Raw genomic sequence first — 19367 nt, forward strand, 5'->3', positions numbered from 1 at the left:
ACTGAACTGAAAAGTTTATTTCCACTTTAAATGGGCTAAAGTGGATTTTAGTCTTACGCTTATTTCTACTTCCATTCCTGTTGCAGTTTGTCTTACACTGGTCTTGGTTGACAGTCGCTGGAAAGGCTGGTGTTTCCCTATGACATTATCAAATGCTTTTTCCCATTTAACTTTGGAGGAACGTCGCATCATTCTTACCGGCATTACCAATGGCTCTTCTAAATCCGCCATCGCCCGAATCATCGGAAAGGATAAATCTACCGTCGGAAAAGAAATCAAACTCCACCGAAAGCTTACTCATAAGTGCAGGCTTCCTCTTGAATGCGCAAACTATCGCTCCTGTGTCTTTGGCCGGCATTGTACTCCCGACTGTCCGGAGTATCTCCCTTTCCGCTGTTCCAGACGGGACCGTTCTCCCGGTGCCTGCAATGGATGCTCTGACTGGCCACGCTGCCGTTTCAACAAATATCAGTACTGCCCGGAGGATGCCCACCGTGACTACCGTACCACTCTCATCGATTCCCGCCAGGGTGTAAACCTGACTGTTCAGGAAGCAAAAAAACTTGCTGCTATCATTGCTCCCCTTCTAAAACAAGGGCACTCTCCCTACCGCATTGTAGCCAGCCATCCGGAACTCGGTATCTGCGAAAAGACCCTTTACAATTATATTGAAGGAGGCGTCTTTCGAGAAATTTCTGATATCTCCGTGTTGGATCTCCGACGTCAGGTATCCCGAAAGATTCCCAAAAAGCTCTCCAAAGGCTTCAAAAAGAGAATCGACAGACACTATCTTCAGGGACGTTTCTACAAAAACTATCAAGAATACGTTTCTGAACATCCGGAAGTTTTTGTTACACAGATGGACACCATTTATAACAACGTTTCTGACGGCCCTTTTATTCAGACCTTTTTCTTTCTCCGCCCACGGATCCTTTTCGGCATCCTGCATGAAGAAAAAACTTCTCTTGCCATGAAGCAGGGCGTGGACCTTCTGGAATCCATCCTTGGCCCGGAAGTATTCCGAAAATATGTCCATGTCCTGCTCACTGACAGAGGGTCCGAATTCTCGCTGGCAGAAGAGATGGAACACAGCACGGATGGCACAAGAAGAACACGGGTCTATTATTGTGATCCCATGCAGTCCGGTCAGAAAGGCACTTTGGAAAACAAACATATTGAACTCCGATATATCCTCCCGAAAGGAACAGATTTAAGAGCACTCGGCTTAACCGACCAGACAGCATTGAACCTCGCTCTGTGCCATGTGAATTCTGCACCTGTAGAAGTTCTGGGAGGCAAAACTCCCCTGGAACTGACTGATTTTCTGTACCATGATCTTTATGAAAAGCTGTATGACTTTGGAATTCAGCCAATTCCAAGGGATCATGTAGTTTTAAAACCGTACCTGTTAAAAAAGAAGTAAAAAAAACAACAGGCGGCTGTCATCCCCTTCCCATACTGACCAATTCCAAGTGGATTTTAGTCCTACACCTTAAAAACCACGACCGAAATCCGCTTTTTTGTCATGCAAAAAAAGAGGAGGAAACGGCGGTAAACCTGTTGTTTCTGTTTTTATTGTAACACTGAATTCTACTTTATAGCATAAAAAAAGTAGCAATTCTCTTCTTTTGTAAGAGTAATTGCTACTTTCATATTTCCTAATTTCAAAGTGGAATTAAACTTTTCACTTCAGCATATTTCGACGACTGCTTATGTGTATTTACAGTGCATAGGTTTTCCAGATCTGTCGGTAGGTCCAGAGCAGGTCTTTTCTGGAAATTTGGTCTCCGCTGATGATATTTTTTTGTTCAAGAACTTCTCCGTTTAGTAGAAGGGTTACTTCTCCGAGTTTTTGTTTTTTTTCTACCGGGGCCTGGATCGTATCTTGCTCCTGGATCTGGATTTCGATCGTTTCTGTCTTTTTCATCAGAATCCGTTTTTGCCTGTCTGTTGCAGAAATATTCAGGAATGCATTCACAGTTCCATCATTGTATAAATTTCCATCCTGTGGTGTTGAATCCTTCACTTCTTTTTCTTTTCCTGCCTCCAGAAGTCGTATTTCGCCATTTTGCAGTGCTTCCTCCCAATATTGGCGGTATTCGTACTGGTCGAGCCCGTACTGCACCAGTTTCTTCATATCATCCCATTTATAATTTTTGTTATTCGGCCATCCGCAGGCAAGAAGTGTTACGATCAGTGTTTTGTCTCCCTGTCTTACCGCTCCCGCATAACAGTATCCTGCTTCTCCGGTAAATCCGGTTTTCCCGGTCAGTGCGCCTTCCATCATATCCAGAAATGCATTATGATTGCTGCATGTGAATTGTTTCTTCCCTGTGGTATCCTGAAATGTTTTTGTCTTTGTCTGTGTGATCCGCAAAAACGCTTCCTTTTGTGGCGATTCCATAATGCAATACCTCATAATTCTCGCCAAATCTTTCGCCGTTGTATGATGAATTCCGTCTTCGTCTTTTCCATCCAGCCCGTTTGGTGTCACAAAATTCGTGTGGTTGCACCCCAGTTTTTTTGCTTTCTGATCCATCAGACTTGTAAACTCATCCACAGTTCCTGAAATATGCTCCGCCACTGCCCACGCACTGTCATTGTGAGACTCCAGCATAATTGAGTACAGGAGATCTTCCATATAAAATTGATCGCCTTCCTTCATCCCAAGATGCACTTCCGGCTGTCTTGCTGCTTCTTTCGAAACTGTTACAATATCGTTAAGATTTGCTGTTTCCAATGCAAGAATACAGGTCATAATCTTCGTTGTACTTGCCATTGGCCGCTCTTCCCCACCGTCTTTTTCAAACAGTATCCGTCCACTTTCACCATCCATGAGAACAGCTGACTGTGCATATAATTGCAAATTATCCACCTGAGCTTCTTCTTCCGCCTGTACCTGCAACACCGGAAAACCAACACTAATACAAAGTACACCTATCATAAAAATTACTCCGGCCTTCCACTTCAACCGTCTACAACTCCTCATTTTCAACAGACCACTCCCAGATCAAACTTTCTAAGACAACTCTATGAAAATTCAGACACCTTTATTCCAAAAATGTTCTTTTACCGTAATATTCATGTAAGGTTTGCTACTCATTTTGTTCATAATTTTTTCAACGGGGACGTGTTCCGGTGCATCGGAACACGTCCCCGTTGAAACGTTGAAAAATAAAAATTTTAACATTCTTCTGCGATTTTTTTGACGAGTTTTTCGGTATCGTCCCATCCGATGCATGGATCGGTAATGGACTGTCCGTAGGTGCGGTTGTCGGTGATTTCCTGGCGGCCTTCGATGAGATAGCTTTCGATCATGACTCCTTTGATGAGTTTTTTGAGATCGGTGTTATAATTTCTGCTATGCAGGACTTCGCTGACAATACGGATCTGTTCTTTGTATTGTTTGTTTGAGTTAGAGTGGTTTGCGTCTACGATGACTGCCGGGTTTTTGAGTCTGGATGTTTTGTACATTGCGCTGAGCCGGTAAAGGTCTTCATAGTGGTAGTTTGGTATGCAGGTTCCGTATTTGTCTACGCCGCCGCGGAGAATGGCGTGTGCGAGTGGATTGCCGCTGGTGGTGACATCGAGTGTCCGGTAGATAAACTGGTGGGCGCCTTGTGCTGCTTTGATAGAGTTGAGCATAACAGAAAGATCGCCGCTGGTCGGATTTTTCATTCCTACCGGGATGTCCATGCCGCTTGCCGTCAATCGGTGCTGCTGATTTTCAACAGATCTTGCTCCTACAGCCTCATAGGAGAGAATGTCATCGAGGTAGCTTCTGTTTTCCGGATAAAGCATTTCGTCGGCTCCGGTGAGTCCGCTGACTTCGATGGAATGCAGATGAAGTTTCCGGATAGCGATCAAGCCTTCCAGAAGGTTTGGCTCTTTGTCCGGTTCCGGCTGATGCAGCATGCCTTTGTATCCTTCTCCTGTTGTTCTTGGTTTGTTCGTATAGATCCTCGGGATCAGAATCAGTTTGTCTTTGACTTCTTCGTTGAGTCGGGCGAGCCGTTCTACATATTCGCAGACTGCATCTTCGTTATCTGCGGAGCATGGTCCGATGATAACGAGAAATTTATCGGAATACCCGGTGAATACATTCTGAATCTCTCCATCCCGTTCTTCTTTGATTTTTTTCATGTCCGCAGACATAGGATATTTTTGTTTCAGCTCTTCCGGCTCCGGAAGTCTGGCCTGTATCTTCATTGCCATAATCTTGTCCTCTTTCTTTTTGTCTATCTTTTACTGTCTTGTTTAAATTTGCCTGATCTCTGTTTGCTCTGTACAGCTTCAATCAAATTGCCCGTTTGCAATTATCATACATGCAGCTTGATCTCCGCTTCATCCTCTGCCTCTTCTTTAAACTGTTCCATCTGATCCGGATCGATGCCCGGCAGATCCTCCAGTTTCTGTACGCTGAATCTTCTTAAAAATTCTTCTGTCGTTCCGAAAAGAAGCGGCCTTCCCGGCGCGTCCAGTCTTCCAACTTCACAGACGAGGTTATATTCTACCAGTTTGTTGACTGCGTGATCGGACTTGACGCCGCGGATCTTTTCAATTTCAATTTTGGTAACCGGCTGTTTATACGCAATGATGGAAAGTGTCTCCAGAAGAACATCGCTGAGCACCTGCTTTTTCGGCTGTTTTGCAATGCGGATCAAATACTCATAAGCCTCGGGTTTTGTGCACATCTGGCAGGAATCTTCCAGTTCAATAATGCTGATTCCTCTGTCCTCTTCTTCGTATCGTTTCTGCATGGATGTAACCGCCTCTTTAATCCGTTCTTCCGGCTCTTCTACCGCTTTTGCAATGCGTGAGAGTTCCACTGCTCCTCCCATGGTAAAGAGGATGGCCTCAATGATTCCTTCCAGTTTCCGCATCTCCATTGTCCTCTTCCTCCTCATCTGTGGACAGAATCAAAATGTCCCCGAATGTTTCTTCCTGACTTGCAGTGATCTTCCCGGCTTTCATCATCTCCAGTACTGCAAGAAAGGTTACGATAACCTGTACTTTCGATGACTGTTTCATCAGCAGATCACGGAACTTAAATGACCGGTGTGTCCTTGTATATTCTGAAATGTATTCCATCTTCTCCGGGAGTGTTACTTCTTCTTTTTCAATCTTGCCAAACCGGCTTCTGACCGGGTCAATCTTATCATTCTGACGGCGCATGACTTCCTGAAAAATCTCGTTTAACCGGGTCAGGGTCAGATCCCCGATCAGCTCGTCCAGATCTACCGGTGGTGTGTACTCGACCACCTCTTTCGGGAGATCCGCTTCCCGGTACATCCGCCTTTCGCCTAATACTTCCCGGTCCCGCAGTTCATACGACATATACTTGTACATCTTATACTGCAAAAGCTGTTCTACCAGCTCCTGTCTTGGATCTTCTTCCTCTCCTTCTTCGTTGACTTCTTTTGGAAGAAGCATTCTGCATTTGATATCCAGAAGAGTCGCCGCCATCACGAGAAACTCGCTCATGACATTCAGATCCTCCCGTTCCATCTGCCGGATATATTCCATGTACTGGTTGGTAATCTCTACAATCGGGATATCATAAATATCTATTTTATTTTTATCAATCAGGTGCAGGAGCAGGTCCAGCGGCCCCTCAAACACCGGAAGCTTTACCGGTATGCCCATTTGGTTCCTTCTTTCTCTACGCTTCGTCTAACCGTTTTATTATACATGATCCTGCTTCTTTTCTCAAGAGATTCCGCTCCCTTCCCGCAGTTTCCCACACACTGCTATTTTTCCTGCCGTCCGCAGATTACAACCACTTCCGCCCGGTCAAACAAGCGGATCGGGATGCTGTGTCCTCCCAGTCCTTTGCTGACAATGATATCACTCTCGCCGAGTCTGGAATGTTCTCCCGAATATTTCGGAAATAATGTCAGCTGCGGTGAAATGATTCCGCCGATCCCGGGAAGGCGTACGACTCCGCCGTGAAGGTGTCCGCACAGGACAAGATCCATTCCCCAGTCCGCATAGGTCTCAGCATACAACGCCTGATGTGCCAGCAGAATCTTATACGGACCTCCGTCTTTGACCGGACGCATGTCAAACTGTTCCGGCATCAACTGTTCCGGACTCTCATCACAAAAGGAATCATAGTGTTTCCATGGAACCTGCTTGGCAAAAAAGGAAACCGGAATTTCCAGTCCTCCGATCTGTACATTCTGTCCTCCAAGCTTCAGGGTGCAGGCTTCATTTTCGAGCATATGAATTCCGGCGTCGACCAGCCTTTTTTTATAATTCTGATAGGCCTTTCCATATTCTTCCTCGCACTCTTTCATTTTCTGCTCATGATTTCCATTGGCACAGTAAACCGGAGCGATGGACGGAAGCTGTTCCATAAAGCGTGCCGCCTTCTCCGATTTTTCACCGGTACTTCGGATCAGCATGTCCCCTCCAACAAGGATTAGATCCGGCTTCTCGTCACGTACTGCGCGGAGCAGTTTTTCATTGCCTTCTCCGTATTCCTGATTGTGAAGGTCACTTAAAAAAACAATCTTCCAGTCATCTCCTGTGCCATTGGTCCCGGAATCCACATCATAGCGTGTTACTACAAAGGTATGGTTTTCATAAAAAATTCTCAAAAGCACCAGAAGCGCAAGAAAGAAAAGACACACGATAACGGTTATCATTCTGCCTTTTCCCCCGTTTCTGCCGCTGCTTTAACTGCCTCGTACAGGTCACGGATCGTGTCAAAACAATAGTCCGGCTTCCAGATACTTGTCCGCACTTCCTCCTCATCGGCTTCTCCGCTGTAGACAACCGCCGTCTCCATTCCGGCATTGATGCCGCAGGCGATATCGGTGTAAAGCCGGTCCCCTACAACAAGGAACTCTTCCGAAGATCCCCGGCACTGCTCTGCACACAGATCCGCAATTACCCGGTTTGGTTTACCGATAAAGTACGGCTCACGGCCGACGGTATCACGGATCATCCCGCAGATAGCACCACAGTCCGGAATGAATCCGAAAGGTGCAGGGCACCGCAGATCCGGATTGGTTCCGAGGAAATCCACTTCCTCCCGGAACAGCAGTTTACACGCTTTTTCCAGTTTTTCATACCGAAGTGTATCGTCAAACCCGGCAAGAACACAGGTCACATCCTGCTCTGCCTCTTCCGTCACCTGCACTCCGAATCCTTTCAGTTCTTCCACGAAAGAAGGTGTCCCAAGTACGAACACCTTCTTCCCCGCATAGTGTTCTTTCATATAAAGACATGCCGCGTAAGAAGCAGTCATAAACTGCTCCTCCGAAGCTTCGATGCCCCATCTTGCAAATTTGTCAACATAGTCTTTCCTGCTCTTTGTAGAATTGTTTGTGATATAGAAACTCCGGCCGCCTTTTCTTTCAATCCATTCCAGCAACTCTTTGGTTCCGTCATATAATGTCTCTCCGACAGCCAGCGTTCCGTCAATATCAAATAAAAAATACTTTTTTTCTTTTAACATGCTTTTGGCTCCTTTTCCTAGACATTATATAATTTTTCTCTTCCTTTTACAACGAAAAGCTGTCCAAAACATCTTCGATTGCGTGTTTTAGCGACATGGCCGGCACATCGTCCGCCGCAGCCAGCTCCACTTCTCCGATCTTCTCCCCGTTCAGCAGATACTGTACCGTTCCAGCCTTCTGTCCTTTCTTCACCGGAGCTTTTAAAGAGGCCTTTGGCACCACTTCCTTTTCTACTCCGCTTACATCCGCTCCGCTGACGTCGAGATAAGAGAAACCGCTCTTCTGCACGACCTTTACCTGATCCTCTTCTCCACGTTCCACTTTTACCGTTTTTTGCACGGACTCCCAGTCCGGATCCTCGTACTTCCGGCAGATGGAGAATCCATAATTCAGCAGTGTCTGAGCATCTGCAAACCGTGTCTTTACGTCCGGCGCCGCCATAATAACGGCAATCAGATCAATTCTGTCTTTCTGTGCGGTGGCACTCAAACAGAATTTTGCCTCTCCTGTGGATCCTGTCTTCAGCCCGGTGGCATAGGAGTACTGTCGGATCAGCTTATTCGTATTGGAAAGGCCAAACTCTTCCTCGCCCTTTTTCGTTTTATGTACGATGGTATCCATCCAGATTTTCGTATACTCGTACACATCCGGATATTTTGTAATCAGTTCCCGTGACATCAGTGCAATATCTCTGGCTGTCGTCACATGACCGTCCGTATCCAGGCCGTTGCAGTTTTTAAACACTGTATTCTCCATCCCGAGACCTTTGGCCCGTTCATTCATCTGCTGCACAAACGCCTCCTCTGTGCCGGAAATGTATTCTGCCATGGCGACACAGGCATCATTGGCACTGGATACAACGATACATTTCAGCAAGGTATCCACCGTCTGTTCTTCTCCGGCTTCCAGAAACACCTGGCTGCCTCCCATGGAAGCGGCATACTCCGAGGTGGTCACCACATCTTCTTTGTGAATTTTCCCTGCCGAAAGGGCGTCGTAAATCAAAAGAATCGTCATGACTTTGGTCACACTGGCCGGCGGTCTTCTGGTATCCGCGTCTTTTTCATACAATACTTTTCCCGTTGACGCCTCCATCAAAAAAACAGAAGGAGCCGTGACGGTCACACTTCCCGCACTTTCTCCTCCTGTCTCTTCTTCTGCCATGACGGCCATACTCCCTGAAATGCAGAACAGGACCGACGCCATCAGCATTGCTATCCACTTTTTCACTTCTTACCTCTTCATCTGGCATTTATTACATTGTAGGATTCTGCCTGCCAAAATATGTCTGTCCCATCAAGAAAGGAGCGGAAATCGAAGCTGAATCGTAAACCAGTTCCCCTTCAGCCAGGCCCGGATCTCTCCGTGCATCCGTACAGTAAATTCCTTTGCAATGGAAAGTCCAAGGCCGGAGGAAGCGGTCCTGCTTCTTGCCTCGTCCGCCTTATAAAACCGTTCAAATACTTTCCCTACATCAATTTCGTCCAGCCTGGCCGTATAGTTGGCACACTCCACCACAGCCCAGCCCTCTTTCCTGAACATGGAGAATTTCATCTGCCCCTCTCCATGATCGAGACCATTTTTGATAATATTCTGGAGCGTCCGGCGAAGCCCCGCTTCGTTTCCTTCGATCTGCAGCTGCTCCTCGGTAAGATCAATCTCCGGTTCCATGCCTCTTTCCACCCAGACATCATAATAAGAAAACGCCGTCTCGGTCAAAATCCGGTTCAGATAAAGGGGCTCCAGTTTCAGCTCATAGGTCTCATTTTTCAGTTTTGTATAGGTGAACAACTCTTCCAGCATTTCTTTCAAGCTTACAATCCGCTCCTGAATCACTTTTAGATACCGTTCCCGTTCTTTCTGCTCTTTGCTGTCTCTTAACAGCTGGAAATATCCATCAAGCGAAGTCAAAGGGGTCCTGATATCGTGGGAAAGATTCGTATAAGCATCGGAAATATCCTGCTCTTTTTTCAGATATCTCCGCCGCTGCTCTCTCTGCAGTTCCAGCATTTCATTCAGTTCATCTGTCAGTTCCCGGATGCCGAAAGCATCCATCTGTCTTGTAATCAGAAGATTGCTGTCATATTCTTTCAGAAACGCCAGCTGGCGGCAGATATCCCGTATCTGCCGCTTGTATACTGCCAGTATGATAAGAAGTACAGCCACCAGGGCCGCAAGAATTCCAATGATCCATTCCATTTATCTGATGTCCCTTCTTTGAAATACGATGGCACTGACTACAGTGAAGACTGTACCGTAGACAATCGCCACCAAGGCTGCCTTAATCAGGAGATCCGGATCTCCGTGAAGCTGCAGTATACTGATCGATCCCGTTACCGTGTAAGAAAGAACGTCCACTGTCCTGTCAAAGACTGATTGAAGTCCTCTTCCGACCATTCCCCAGAGCAGGACCGTCATATTCATGCAGAGCATGATCGCCAGCGTCATGCTGATAATATTATTGAGAATAAGAATCGAAATTCCCATCACAATCAGAGCCAGTGCATAGTGCAGCAACAGCTGGGTTCCGATATATCCGAGGAACTCCGATACCGGACCGATCTCCAGATATCCGTAAAATACTGCATTACAGAAAGCCTGAACTGCCAAAGTAAGCAAAAAGGTCAGTACCGTATAGAAAAATAAAATCACTGCCTTGGAAATCACCAGATCCGACCGCCGCCTGCACTGTCCTCCAATGTTTTTAATGTATCCGCTCCGAATATCTGCCGTTGCAAAGAGAACAGCAAAAACAACAATAAAAATTGCTTCCACTTTCCCCTGCGTGTTGGCATAAAACATGTCATAGAGCGTTGCTTTCTGCCCCGGTTCTGTCGGCACTGTCACATACATGCCAAGATTTTCCGCCGTATCTTCTACTCCTTCCTGCATCGTCTCCCAGTTATTGGCACTTGCCTGTGGATCCTTATATTCTTCCCGCATGGATGCAGTAGTGAAAACCAGCATCACAGTAAGCAAGATCCAGAGAATGTACTGGCTTTTTGATTTCAGCATCCGGTAAAAGTCCATTTTAATGATATTCAGCATGACCGGCACCTCCTGTCAGATTCAGATAATAATTCTCCAGCTTCTCGCTGCACACCTTCAATTCCCGGATATCCGCCCCGGCACGAATCAGCTCCCTGTTTAACCATGCGCTCCGGTCCATCTTCTCAAAGACCCACACATGGCCGGAATCCACGATCTGATACTGCTGAATTCCAAGCCGGTCCAGTATCGGCACAATCTGTTCCGGCACTCCCGTAGCAATCTCAATCCGCTCGCCGCAGCGCTCCATCAGTTCTTCCCTTGTAATCTCCTCGATCAGTTCCCCGTGATGGATAATGCCATAATCCGTAGCAATCTTGGAGAGTTCCTCCAGAATATGGCTGGAAATCACAATCGTCATATTTTTCTCTTTATTCAGTTTCAGGATGGTATCTCTGATCTCCACAATTCCCTGCGGGTCCAGTCCGTTAATCGGTTCGTCGAGCAGCAGCAGGTCCGGCTCGCCTACCAGAGCAAGGCCGATTCCAAGTCTCTGTTTCATCCCGAGGGAAAAGTGCTTCGTTTTTTTCTTTCCCGTGTCTGAAAGGCCTACAATTTTCAGAATCTCCTCAATGTATCCTTTTTTATGAATTCCGAAAAAACGGCATTTCAGGTCCAGATTATCATAGGCGCTTAAATTTCCGTAAATCCCCGGTGCCTCGATCAGGCACCCGATCCGGGACCGTACATTTGCAAGTTCTTTTCCCCTCAGCCCGAATATCTCGATCTCACCGCTGCTTGGCGATGCAAGTCCGGCAAGCATTTTTAAAAACGTTGTCTTCCCGGCGCCGTTTCGTCCGATCAGTCCGTATACCGCCCCTTTCCGGACATGCATGCTGATCCGGCTGACCGCCCTGTGATGCCCGTATTGTTTTGTAAGTCCCTGGGTTCTGACTATCGTCTGATTCACTTTTATTCATCTCCTTTTTTATTTGCTTTCATCTTACACTCTCTTTCCAAATCCTTCGCAAATAAAAAGTAAAGACTTCGTAAAGATCTCATCTGGAAAGTGTATAGCCGATTCCCCATACTGTATCGATAAACGACCGGTCCGATACTGTTTTTAGTTTCTTCCTGATATTGCTGATATGCACATCAATGGCCTTCGTTTCACCCATAAACGGCTCCTCCCACGCCGCCTCAAAAATCTCTTCCTTGCTGAATACTTTTTTGGGCCAGCTAAGAAACAGTTCCAGAATCAAAAACTCCTGCCTGGTCACTCCTTCCAGACGCACCCCGTCTACGTAGATCTGGTGCTCCTCACGGTCAAGGAGAAGTCCATTGTGCTCCAGCACTTTCGTTTCTTTTGCGCCGGAACTTTTTCTGAGCTGTACCTGGACTCTTGCCAGCACTTCCCGGATCTCAAAAGGTTTGACCACATAATCATCCGCGCCGCCAAGGAGAACATCCACCTTATCGTCCATCTCGTCTTTTGCAGAAAGAACAATAACCGGAATGGCCCCTTTTGCACGGATCTCTTTCAGAAGCGCCTCCCCGGACATGCCCGGCAGCATCAGATCCAGAAGGACCAGATCCGGCCGTTCCTGCGAAAGCACAAATCTCCCTTCTGTCCCGGAAAATGCCTGTACGCAGCGATATCCTTCCTTTTCCAGCGCTTCTTTCAGCATCTCATTGATATTGACATCATCTTCCACAATCAAAATCATATTCATCCTGTCTTCCTTCCTTTTGGCTCATCTTTTCCTATCGTAGCACGTCCGAAGTTTTCTGTAAACATAGAAAAAAACAGGATGCCTTCCGGCATCCTGTCTCTGCACATCTTAGTTATATTTACGTTTTCTAGCAGCCTCAGATTTCTTTTTACGTCTTACGCTTGGTTTTTCGTAATGTTCTCTCTTACGAATCTCCTGCTGGATACCAGCTTTTGCGCAGTTACGTTTGAATCTGCGTAAAGCGCTGTCTAAACTTTCGTTTTCTTTAACGATTACATTTGACATAGTCTCACACCTAACCTCCCCTCCAGTCCTGTATTGTGCATCATACGACTGTTCGGGTATTTTATTGCACTACAAGTATTATACCATATTTTCTTTATCCGTCAAGGAGTTTTTCGCATCTTTGTGCGCGCTTTTGCGGGATTATGCCAGCTGTTCCTTTGCGGTTTCTCTTGCTTTTTCCAGTGCAGCATCCACGCCATCCGGATTCTTGCCGCCGGCCTGTGCCATGTTCGGGCGTCCGCCGCCGCCTCCGCCGACCAGTCCTGCGATGGCTTTGATCAGGTTTCCTGCATGGGCGCCTTTCTTCACCGCGCCGTCTGTCGCCGTCGCCATCAGGCTGACTTTTCCGTCTGTCACAGATGCGATCACGATGACTCCTTCACCGACTTTTTCCTTTAACTGATCGCCGAGATCACGCAGTCCGTTCATGTCTACACCTTCGACTTTTGTTGCGATCACGGAAATTCCATCGATCACTTCTGCCTGATCTGTGACATCTCCCATGGCATCCTTTGCCAGTTTGCTCTTCAGGCTTTCCACTTCGCTTCTAAGCTCTTTGTTCTCTGCCTGCAGATGGCTGATCTTCTCTTCCAGATGATCCGGTGTCGTCTTCAAAGCCCTGGAAGCCTCATGAAGAATCATTTCCAGATTTGCATAGTATTCCATCAGTCCTTTGGAAGTCAGTGCCTCGATACGGCGCACACCTGCTGCCACACCTGCTTCGGAAACAATCTTGAAGGATCCGATGGATGCAGTATTGTCCACGTGTGTTCCACCGCAAAATTCCTTGGAGAATTCTCCCATGCTGACAACGCGGACGACATCGCCGTACTTTTCACCAAACAAAGCCTGCGCCCCTGTCTTTTTGGCCTCTTCGATCGGAAGGTTTTCTACCTTCACCGGAAGTGCATCGGCAATGGCCTTGTTTACAATCTCTTCTACGTTTTTGATTTCTTCCGGCGTCAGTGCGGAGAAATGGGTAAAGTCAAAACGAAGTCTTGCCGCATCCACGTAGGAACCAGCCTGCTCTACGTGCGTTCCAAGTACGGTACGCAGTGCTTTCTGAAGCAGATGAGTCGCACTGTGGTTTCTTGCGGAGAGTCTTCTGTTCTCCTCATCGACTTTCAGCACAACCGTCTCTCCGGTACGGATCATGCCTTTTACTGTATATCCAATATGCGCGATCTTTCCGCCCAGAAGTTTCTTCACGTCTTTTACTACGAATTCAAAGCTTCCATCTTCGGAAGTAATCACACCTTTGTCTGCATTCTGTCCACCGCTTGTTGCATAGAACGGAGTCTCTTCTACGAAAATCGTACCTTCCACGCCTTCGGTCAGCGCCTCAGTCAGTTCGTTCTCTGTCGTCAGCACCGTTACCTTGGAGCTGTGTGTCAGTGTCTCATATCCAACAAAAGTCGATGTCACAGACGGGTCGATGGACTCATAAACAGTCACGTCTGCTCCCATATAGTTTGTTACGCCTCTTGCTGCACGTGCGGTCTCCCGCTGTACCTGCATGGCTTTCTGGAATCCTTCCTCATCTACGGAAATTCCCTTTTCTTCCAGGATCTCTTTTGTCAGATCCAGCGGGAATCCATATGTGTCGTAGAGCTTGAACGCATTGTCTCCGGAAAGAATCTTCTCTCCTTTTTCGTTCATCTCTGCTTCCATCTCTGCAAGGATGCCGAGACCCTGGTCGATGGTTTTATTAAACTGGTCTTCCTCTTTACTGATGACATTGAGAATGAAATCTCTCTTTTCTTCCAGTTCCGGATACCCGTCTTTGGATCCGGCGATTACCGTCTCGCAAAGACCGGACAAGAATTTTCCTTCGATATTCAGAATTCTTCCGTGACGGCATGCGCGGCGCAGGAGACGTCGAAGCACGTAGCCTCTTCCCTCGTTGGACGGCATGATTCCGTCGGAAATCATAAATGTCACGGAACGGATATGGTCTGTGATGACACGGATGGAAATATCCGTCTTCTCATCCTCTTTGTAAGTCACGCCCGCAATCCGGCATACATGGTCACGGAGCGCTTTCATTGTATCAATATCAAAAATGGAATCCACGTCCTGTACAACACTTGCCAGACGCTCCAGTCCCATTCCGGTATCGATATTCTTCTGTTCCAGTTCGCTGTAATTGCCATGTCCGTCGTTGTCAAACTGGGTGAATACGTTGTTCCAGATTTCCATGTAACGGTCGCACTCACAGCCTACTGTACAGTCCGGTTTGCCGCAGCCGTATTTTTCGCCGCGGTCATAGTAGATCTCGGAACATGGTCCGCAAGGTCCGGAACCGTGCTCCCAGAAATTGTCTTCTTTTCCAAACTTGTAAATCCGGTCTGCCGGGATGCCCATCTCCTTGTTCCAGATATCAAAGGCTTCCTGATCATCCACGTAAACGGACGGATACAGGCGGTTTGGATCAAGTCCTACCACTTCGGTCAGGAATTCCCAGGACCAGTGGATCGCCTCTCTTTTAAAATAATCTCCGAAGGAAAAGTTTCCGAGCATCTCGAAAAAGGTACCGTGTCTTGCGGTCTTTCCTACGTTTTCGATATCACCGGTACGGATACATTTCTGGCATGTAGCCATCCGTCTTCTCGGCGGAATCTCCTGTCCGGTAAAGTATGGTTTTAATGGTGCCATCCCGGAATTGATGAGCAACAAACTCTTATCGTTGTGCGGCACCAGGGAAAAACTTTTGTGAACGAGATGTTCTTTGCTCTCGAAAAAGTCCAGGAACATCTTTCTTAACTCATTGACTCCATAAGTCTGCATGACGCTGTCTGCCTCCTCATTGTATATTTCAAGCGTTCTCTCTTCTTTTGCTTATCTTATTAATCATACTGGATTGCACGGAAGGTGTCAAGATTCCTTCTCCCCGGAATGCAGGACTTTCTGCGCAAAATGGACGGACTGCATGGCGTCTTTCCCGTAAAAATCCGCTCCGATCATGTCTGCATACTCCTGATTGAGCACCGCTCCGCCCACCATAACCTGGCAGTCCGGCTTTTCTTTTCGGAGCAGCCGGATGGTTTCCTCCATATTGACCACAGTCGTTGTCATCAGAGCGCTTAATCCCACCAGGCGGATGTCCTCTTCGACCGCTGTTTCCACGATCCGCTCCGGATCCACGTCTTTTCCCAGGTCAATCACATCAAATCCGTAATTTTCCAGCAGCACTTTGACGATATTTTTCCCAATATCGTGGATGTCGCCCTTGACCGTGGCAAGAATGATTTTTCCGTTTTTCTCCTGCACAATGCCGCTTTGTTCCATCGTATCCTTGAGTACCGCAAAGGCCTCTTTCGCCGCATCCGCACTCATCAAAAGCTGCGGAAGGAACAGCGTTCCCTGCTCAAACCGTTTTCCCACCGTGTCAAGGGCCGGAATCAGATGCTGATTGATAATGGAAAGAGGCTCCTCCGTCTCTGCAAGGGCTTTTGCCAGACGGCCTGCTTCCTCTTTCAGCCCCCGCTCAATGGTGTAACGCAGATCCATCTCCCCGGTTTTCCGGTCTTTTCCAGTTCCGGAAGCACCGCCGGCACTGTCTGTCTTCCCGGATGCCGGACTGCCTGTCCGGGCCGGTCCGGCCGGTTTATAATCTGCATACGCCGCAATATACGCTTCACAGTTTTTATCAAAGTTCATCAACGCTAGATAGGAACGGTAGGCCTTCATCATCTCTTCGGATCCCGGATTGATGATGCCCGCGGTCAGGCCTTTCTGCATGGCAAGGGCATAAAAGACGGAGTTTACTGCCGGGCGGTACGGAAGCCCGAAGGAAATATTGGACACGCCAAGCACCGTGCGGACATGGTATTTCTTCCGTACCATCTCCAGTGCCTGAAGCACCGTGATGGCTCCTTCCGGCTCGGAACTGATAGTCATGGTCAGCACATCAATGACAATGTCTTTCGGCCTGATTCCGTACTTTGCAGCCTCCCGGATAATCTTTCCGGCCACTTCCACACGTCCTTCGGCGGTCTTTGGAATTCCGTTTTCATCCAGTGCAAGGCCGATCACCACACCGCCGTATTTTTTCACAAGCGGGAAGACCATGTCCATGGATTCCTGTTTTCCGCTGACGGAATTGACCATCGGCTTTCCATTATAAATCCGCATGGCGCGCTCCATGGCTCTTTGATCCACCGTATCAATCTGCAGCGGCAGGCTCGTAATGCCCTGAAGCTCCTTTACAACTTCCTCCATCATGGCCGGCTCATCAATATCCGGCAGGCCCACATTGACGTCCAGAATATGGGCTCCCTGCTCCTGCTGGCGGATGCCTTCCTTTAAAATATAATCAATATCATGCTCTTTTAACGCCTGTTTGAAGCGTTTCTTTCCGGTCGGATTGATCCGCTCTCCAATAATCACCGGGCAGTCGCCAAGTACCACAGCCTGTCCGTAGGAGGAAACAATCGTCTCCGTTTTTTCCGTTGGAACCTGGATCTGCATACCCCTGCATGCCTTTGTCATGGCCCGGATATGAGCCGGGGTCGTACCACAGCATCCACCAATGATGCAGGCTCCGGTCTCCACAAGCTGCTTCATCCATCCCGCAAAAATCTCCGGCGTCACATCGTAGCATGTCTTTCCGTCTCTCTGCTTTGGAAGACCCGCATTCGGCTTTACAATCACCGGAACACTGGCATGTCGGCAGATCTCCTTTAAAATCGGAAGCATCTGCTCCGGTCCCAGTCCGCAGTTGATTCCAAGAGCATCCACGCCGAGTCCTTCCAGCATGGCCACTGTCCCCGTCACATCGCCCCCGGTCAGCAGTTTTCCTCTTTCATCAAAAATCAGTGTCGCAAAAACCGGAATACCGGTCTGCTCTTTTGCCGCAAGAACTGCAGCTTTGACTTCGTACGTATCGCTCATGGTTTCGATGTGAATCAGATCCGCCCCTGCCTCAGCTCCGTAACGGGCCGCCTGAGCAAAGGCTTCGTAAGCCTCGTCAAAGGACAAATCTCCCATTGGCTCTAGCAGCTTTCCCGTCGGCCCGATATCCAGCGCCGCGTAATGTCTGCCGTCATCCTTTCCGGCCAAAGCTCTGGCGGTCTTGACATTGTCTACCGCAGCAAAGATAATCTCCCGCAGAGAACAGTCCTCGTCATGAAATTTCAGTGCATTGGCCCCAAAAGTATTGGACAGCACGATGTCGCTCCCGGCCTCATAATACTGTCTGTGGATCTCGATAATCTCTTCCTTTCTCTTCAGATTCCATGTCTCCGGAAGCTCTCCGGGCTTTAAACCTCTCTCCTGCAAAAGTGTCCCCATTCCACCGTCTAAAAACAGGAGCTCTTTTCCAAGCCGCTCTCTCATATCTGGTCACTCCTTCTTACTTGCTGTCTCTTCTGTATGCGCAGTCTGTCTTTTCACAGACCTCGCACCCCTGCCTGTGACAGGGCGTCTGCTCCGTACTGATTCCGATCAGTGCTGTCACCGATTTGGTGGGCGTCAGCATGAAACTTTTTGTCATCGTAAGACCGATGGTCTTGTCCGCCTGCAGAATCTTCAGAAGCATCTCCTGATGGCAGATATCAAAATCTCCATATCCAGGGCTGAATCTTGGACGGAGGTATTTTCCTTCTTCTGCCATTTCCTGTGCGATCCGATCCTGACAGCTGTCACAGTACTCCTCCAGAAGCGCTGCTGCACAGGCCTGCAGGACAACCGCTTTTGCCATCTCCGTCACAGAAGCCCTGCGGATCATCTGGTCAGCTTCCGGCCCAAGAGTCGCCGCAAACACTGCTGCCTGTCTGCATCCTTTCATGTTTTTAGAAAGGCTTCTGCTTTTGATTTCCCAATCTCCGATTTTCAAGGTCTCCCCCTCCTGAGATAATTCAAAAATGCGATAGATGAATCGCTCTCTTACCCCGGAAGAAAGCTCCTCCATGGAGCTTTCCACCAAAGCAAGTGTCTGTTCATCTATCGCATGTCTTCCATATCCCAGATAACGGACAGCCTCCCTTATCTTTCTATTCATCTACAATCTCCGATAGATTCTCCATGATCGCCCTTGCAACCTCCGGCTTGTTCATGGAATAAATGTGGATATTATTGATGCCGTTTGCAATCAGGTCGATCACCTGATCCGTCGCATATGCCACGCCTGCCTGGCGCATTGCCTTCGGATTGTCACCGAACCGATCTACCACTGCTTTGAACCGTTCCGGCAGATAAGTTCCGGACAGTGAACAGATCCTCTTGATCTGGCTTTTGTTTGTGACCGGCATGATGCCCGGAAGCACCGGAACCGTGATTCCTGCCTCCCGGATCTTATACAGGAAGTTGTATAAGATATGATTGTCAAAAAACATCTGGGTCGTCAGGAAATCAAGCCCGCAGTCCACCTTTTCTTTCAGGTGGCGGATATCCTCCTTCTGAGTCGCGCTCTCCACATGACCTTCCGGATAGCAGGCTCCGCCAAGGCAGAAATCCCCGCTCTCTTTCAGAAGCTCGATCAGCCCGATGGCATGCTGGAACTTGTCCTCCGCCGGGTACTCCATTCCCTCCGGAATGTCGCCCCGAAGAGCCAGCACATTTTCAATGCCTTCTTCTTTTAATTTTTTGATCACTTCCCGCACTTCTGCTTTCGTAGAAGAGACGCAGGTCAGGTGCGCAAGGCTTGGCACCTTCAGATCGTTCTGAATGTGGGATGCGATACCCACCGTATTCTTGCTTGTGCCGCCGCCGGCGCCGTAAGTGACGCTGATGAAGGACGGCTTGACTGTCGCAATCTCGTCCACCGCCTTCAGGACGCTCTCATATTTGTCATCCGTCTTCGGTGGAAACACCTCAAAGGAAATATGTACTTTTCCTGATTGTAAATTTTCTCTTATTTTCATGTTGTACTCCTAAGCTGTCTATGTTTTATTCT

17 protein-coding genes are annotated in these 19367 nt (G+C 48.0%); 1 reads left to right on the forward strand and 16 read right to left on the reverse strand.

The genetic code is table 11. The features are described 5' to 3' along the window. The first annotated feature begins 139 nt into the window (after positions 1 to 139). Positions 140 to 1423, forward strand: coding sequence for a helix-turn-helix domain-containing protein (locus tag B5G11_RS08590; RefSeq protein WP_087252863.1), 1284 nt, complete (start codon positions 140 to 142; stop codon positions 1421 to 1423). A gap of 297 nt (positions 1424 to 1720) precedes the next feature. Here B5G11_RS08590 and B5G11_RS08595 read toward each other — a convergent pair whose 3' ends face one another. The 16 genes from B5G11_RS08595 to metF all read right to left on the reverse strand — a co-directional run bounded on the left by B5G11_RS08595 (position 1721) and on the right by metF (position 19335). Next, a complete protein-coding gene (locus B5G11_RS08595) occupies positions 1721 to 2944 on the reverse strand; it encodes a D-alanyl-D-alanine carboxypeptidase family protein (protein WP_087253073.1) in 1224 nt (407 codons plus the stop codon). A 239-nt stretch (positions 2945 to 3183) separates the two neighbouring features. Beyond that, positions 3184 to 4215, reverse strand: a complete 1032-nt coding sequence (locus B5G11_RS08600; RefSeq protein ID WP_087167294.1) for a 3-deoxy-7-phosphoheptulonate synthase — start codon at positions 4213 to 4215, stop codon at positions 3184 to 3186. A gap of 104 nt (positions 4216 to 4319) precedes the next feature. After that, complete coding sequence (gene scpB, locus B5G11_RS08605; protein ID WP_087252864.1) at positions 4320 to 4889, reverse strand: SMC-Scp complex subunit ScpB; 570 nt, start codon at positions 4887 to 4889, stop codon at positions 4320 to 4322. Continuing rightward, positions 4858 to 5646, reverse strand: a complete 789-nt coding sequence (locus B5G11_RS08610; protein ID WP_087252865.1) for a segregation/condensation protein A — start codon at positions 5644 to 5646, stop codon at positions 4858 to 4860. The genes scpB and B5G11_RS08610 overlap by 32 nt, the downstream gene beginning before the upstream one ends. A gap of 104 nt (positions 5647 to 5750) precedes the next feature. Further along, positions 5751 to 6650, reverse strand: a complete 900-nt coding sequence (locus B5G11_RS08615) for a metallophosphoesterase (RefSeq protein ID WP_087252867.1) — start codon at positions 6648 to 6650, stop codon at positions 5751 to 5753. Further along, positions 6647 to 7465, reverse strand: a complete 819-nt coding sequence (locus B5G11_RS08620) for an HAD-IIA family hydrolase (protein ID WP_087252869.1) — start codon at positions 7463 to 7465, stop codon at positions 6647 to 6649. The genes B5G11_RS08615 and B5G11_RS08620 overlap by 4 nt, the downstream gene beginning before the upstream one ends. 46 nt (positions 7466 to 7511) lie before the next feature. Then, a complete protein-coding gene (locus B5G11_RS08625; protein WP_343215488.1) occupies positions 7512 to 8696 on the reverse strand; it encodes a D-alanyl-D-alanine carboxypeptidase family protein in 1185 nt (394 codons plus the stop codon). A 66-nt stretch (positions 8697 to 8762) separates the two neighbouring features. Further along, positions 8763 to 9665 (reverse strand): HAMP domain-containing sensor histidine kinase, encoded by a 903-nt coding sequence (locus B5G11_RS08630; protein ID WP_087252871.1) that lies wholly within the window; start codon positions 9663 to 9665, stop codon positions 8763 to 8765. After that, positions 9666 to 10514 carry an ABC transporter permease gene (locus B5G11_RS08635; protein WP_087252873.1) on the reverse strand — a complete coding sequence of 283 codons (849 nt, stop codon included), beginning with the start codon at positions 10512 to 10514 and terminating at the stop codon, positions 9666 to 9668. It lies immediately after the preceding gene. Then, a complete protein-coding gene (locus tag B5G11_RS08640; protein ID WP_204863515.1) occupies positions 10498 to 11424 on the reverse strand; it encodes an ABC transporter ATP-binding protein in 927 nt (308 codons plus the stop codon). Before B5G11_RS08640 ends, B5G11_RS08635 begins: the two co-directional genes overlap by 17 nt. Before the next feature lie 88 nt (positions 11425 to 11512). After that, a complete protein-coding gene (locus B5G11_RS08645) occupies positions 11513 to 12187 on the reverse strand; it encodes a response regulator transcription factor (protein WP_087167302.1) in 675 nt (224 codons plus the stop codon). Between the two features lie 108 nt (positions 12188 to 12295). Further along, positions 12296 to 12472: a 30S ribosomal protein S21 gene (gene rpsU, locus B5G11_RS08650; protein ID WP_005603101.1), complete on the reverse strand. Its 177-nt coding sequence runs from the start codon at positions 12470 to 12472 to the stop codon at positions 12296 to 12298. Between the two features lie 141 nt (positions 12473 to 12613). After that, a complete protein-coding gene (alaS, locus tag B5G11_RS08655) occupies positions 12614 to 15259 on the reverse strand; it encodes an alanine--tRNA ligase (protein ID WP_087252875.1) in 2646 nt (881 codons plus the stop codon). Between the two features lie 87 nt (positions 15260 to 15346). Continuing rightward, positions 15347 to 17809: a homocysteine S-methyltransferase family protein gene (locus B5G11_RS08660; RefSeq protein WP_087252877.1), complete on the reverse strand. Its 2463-nt coding sequence runs from the start codon at positions 17807 to 17809 to the stop codon at positions 15347 to 15349. Positions 17810 to 17825: 16 nt separating this feature from the next. Continuing rightward, on the reverse strand, positions 17826 to 18473 hold the full coding sequence (locus B5G11_RS08665; protein WP_087167305.1) for a vitamin B12 dependent-methionine synthase activation domain-containing protein: 648 nt from the start codon (positions 18471 to 18473) through the stop codon (positions 17826 to 17828). Continuing rightward, positions 18466 to 19335, reverse strand: a complete 870-nt coding sequence (gene metF, locus B5G11_RS08670; RefSeq protein WP_087252879.1) for a methylenetetrahydrofolate reductase [NAD(P)H] — start codon at positions 19333 to 19335, stop codon at positions 18466 to 18468. The genes B5G11_RS08665 and metF overlap by 8 nt, the downstream gene beginning before the upstream one ends. Positions 19336 to 19367 lie beyond the last annotated feature (32 nt).

Source organism: Drancourtella sp. An57 (assembly GCF_002161525.1).
In the GTDB taxonomy this organism is placed as follows: Bacteria; Bacillota; Clostridia; order Lachnospirales; family Lachnospiraceae; genus Sellimonas; species Sellimonas catena.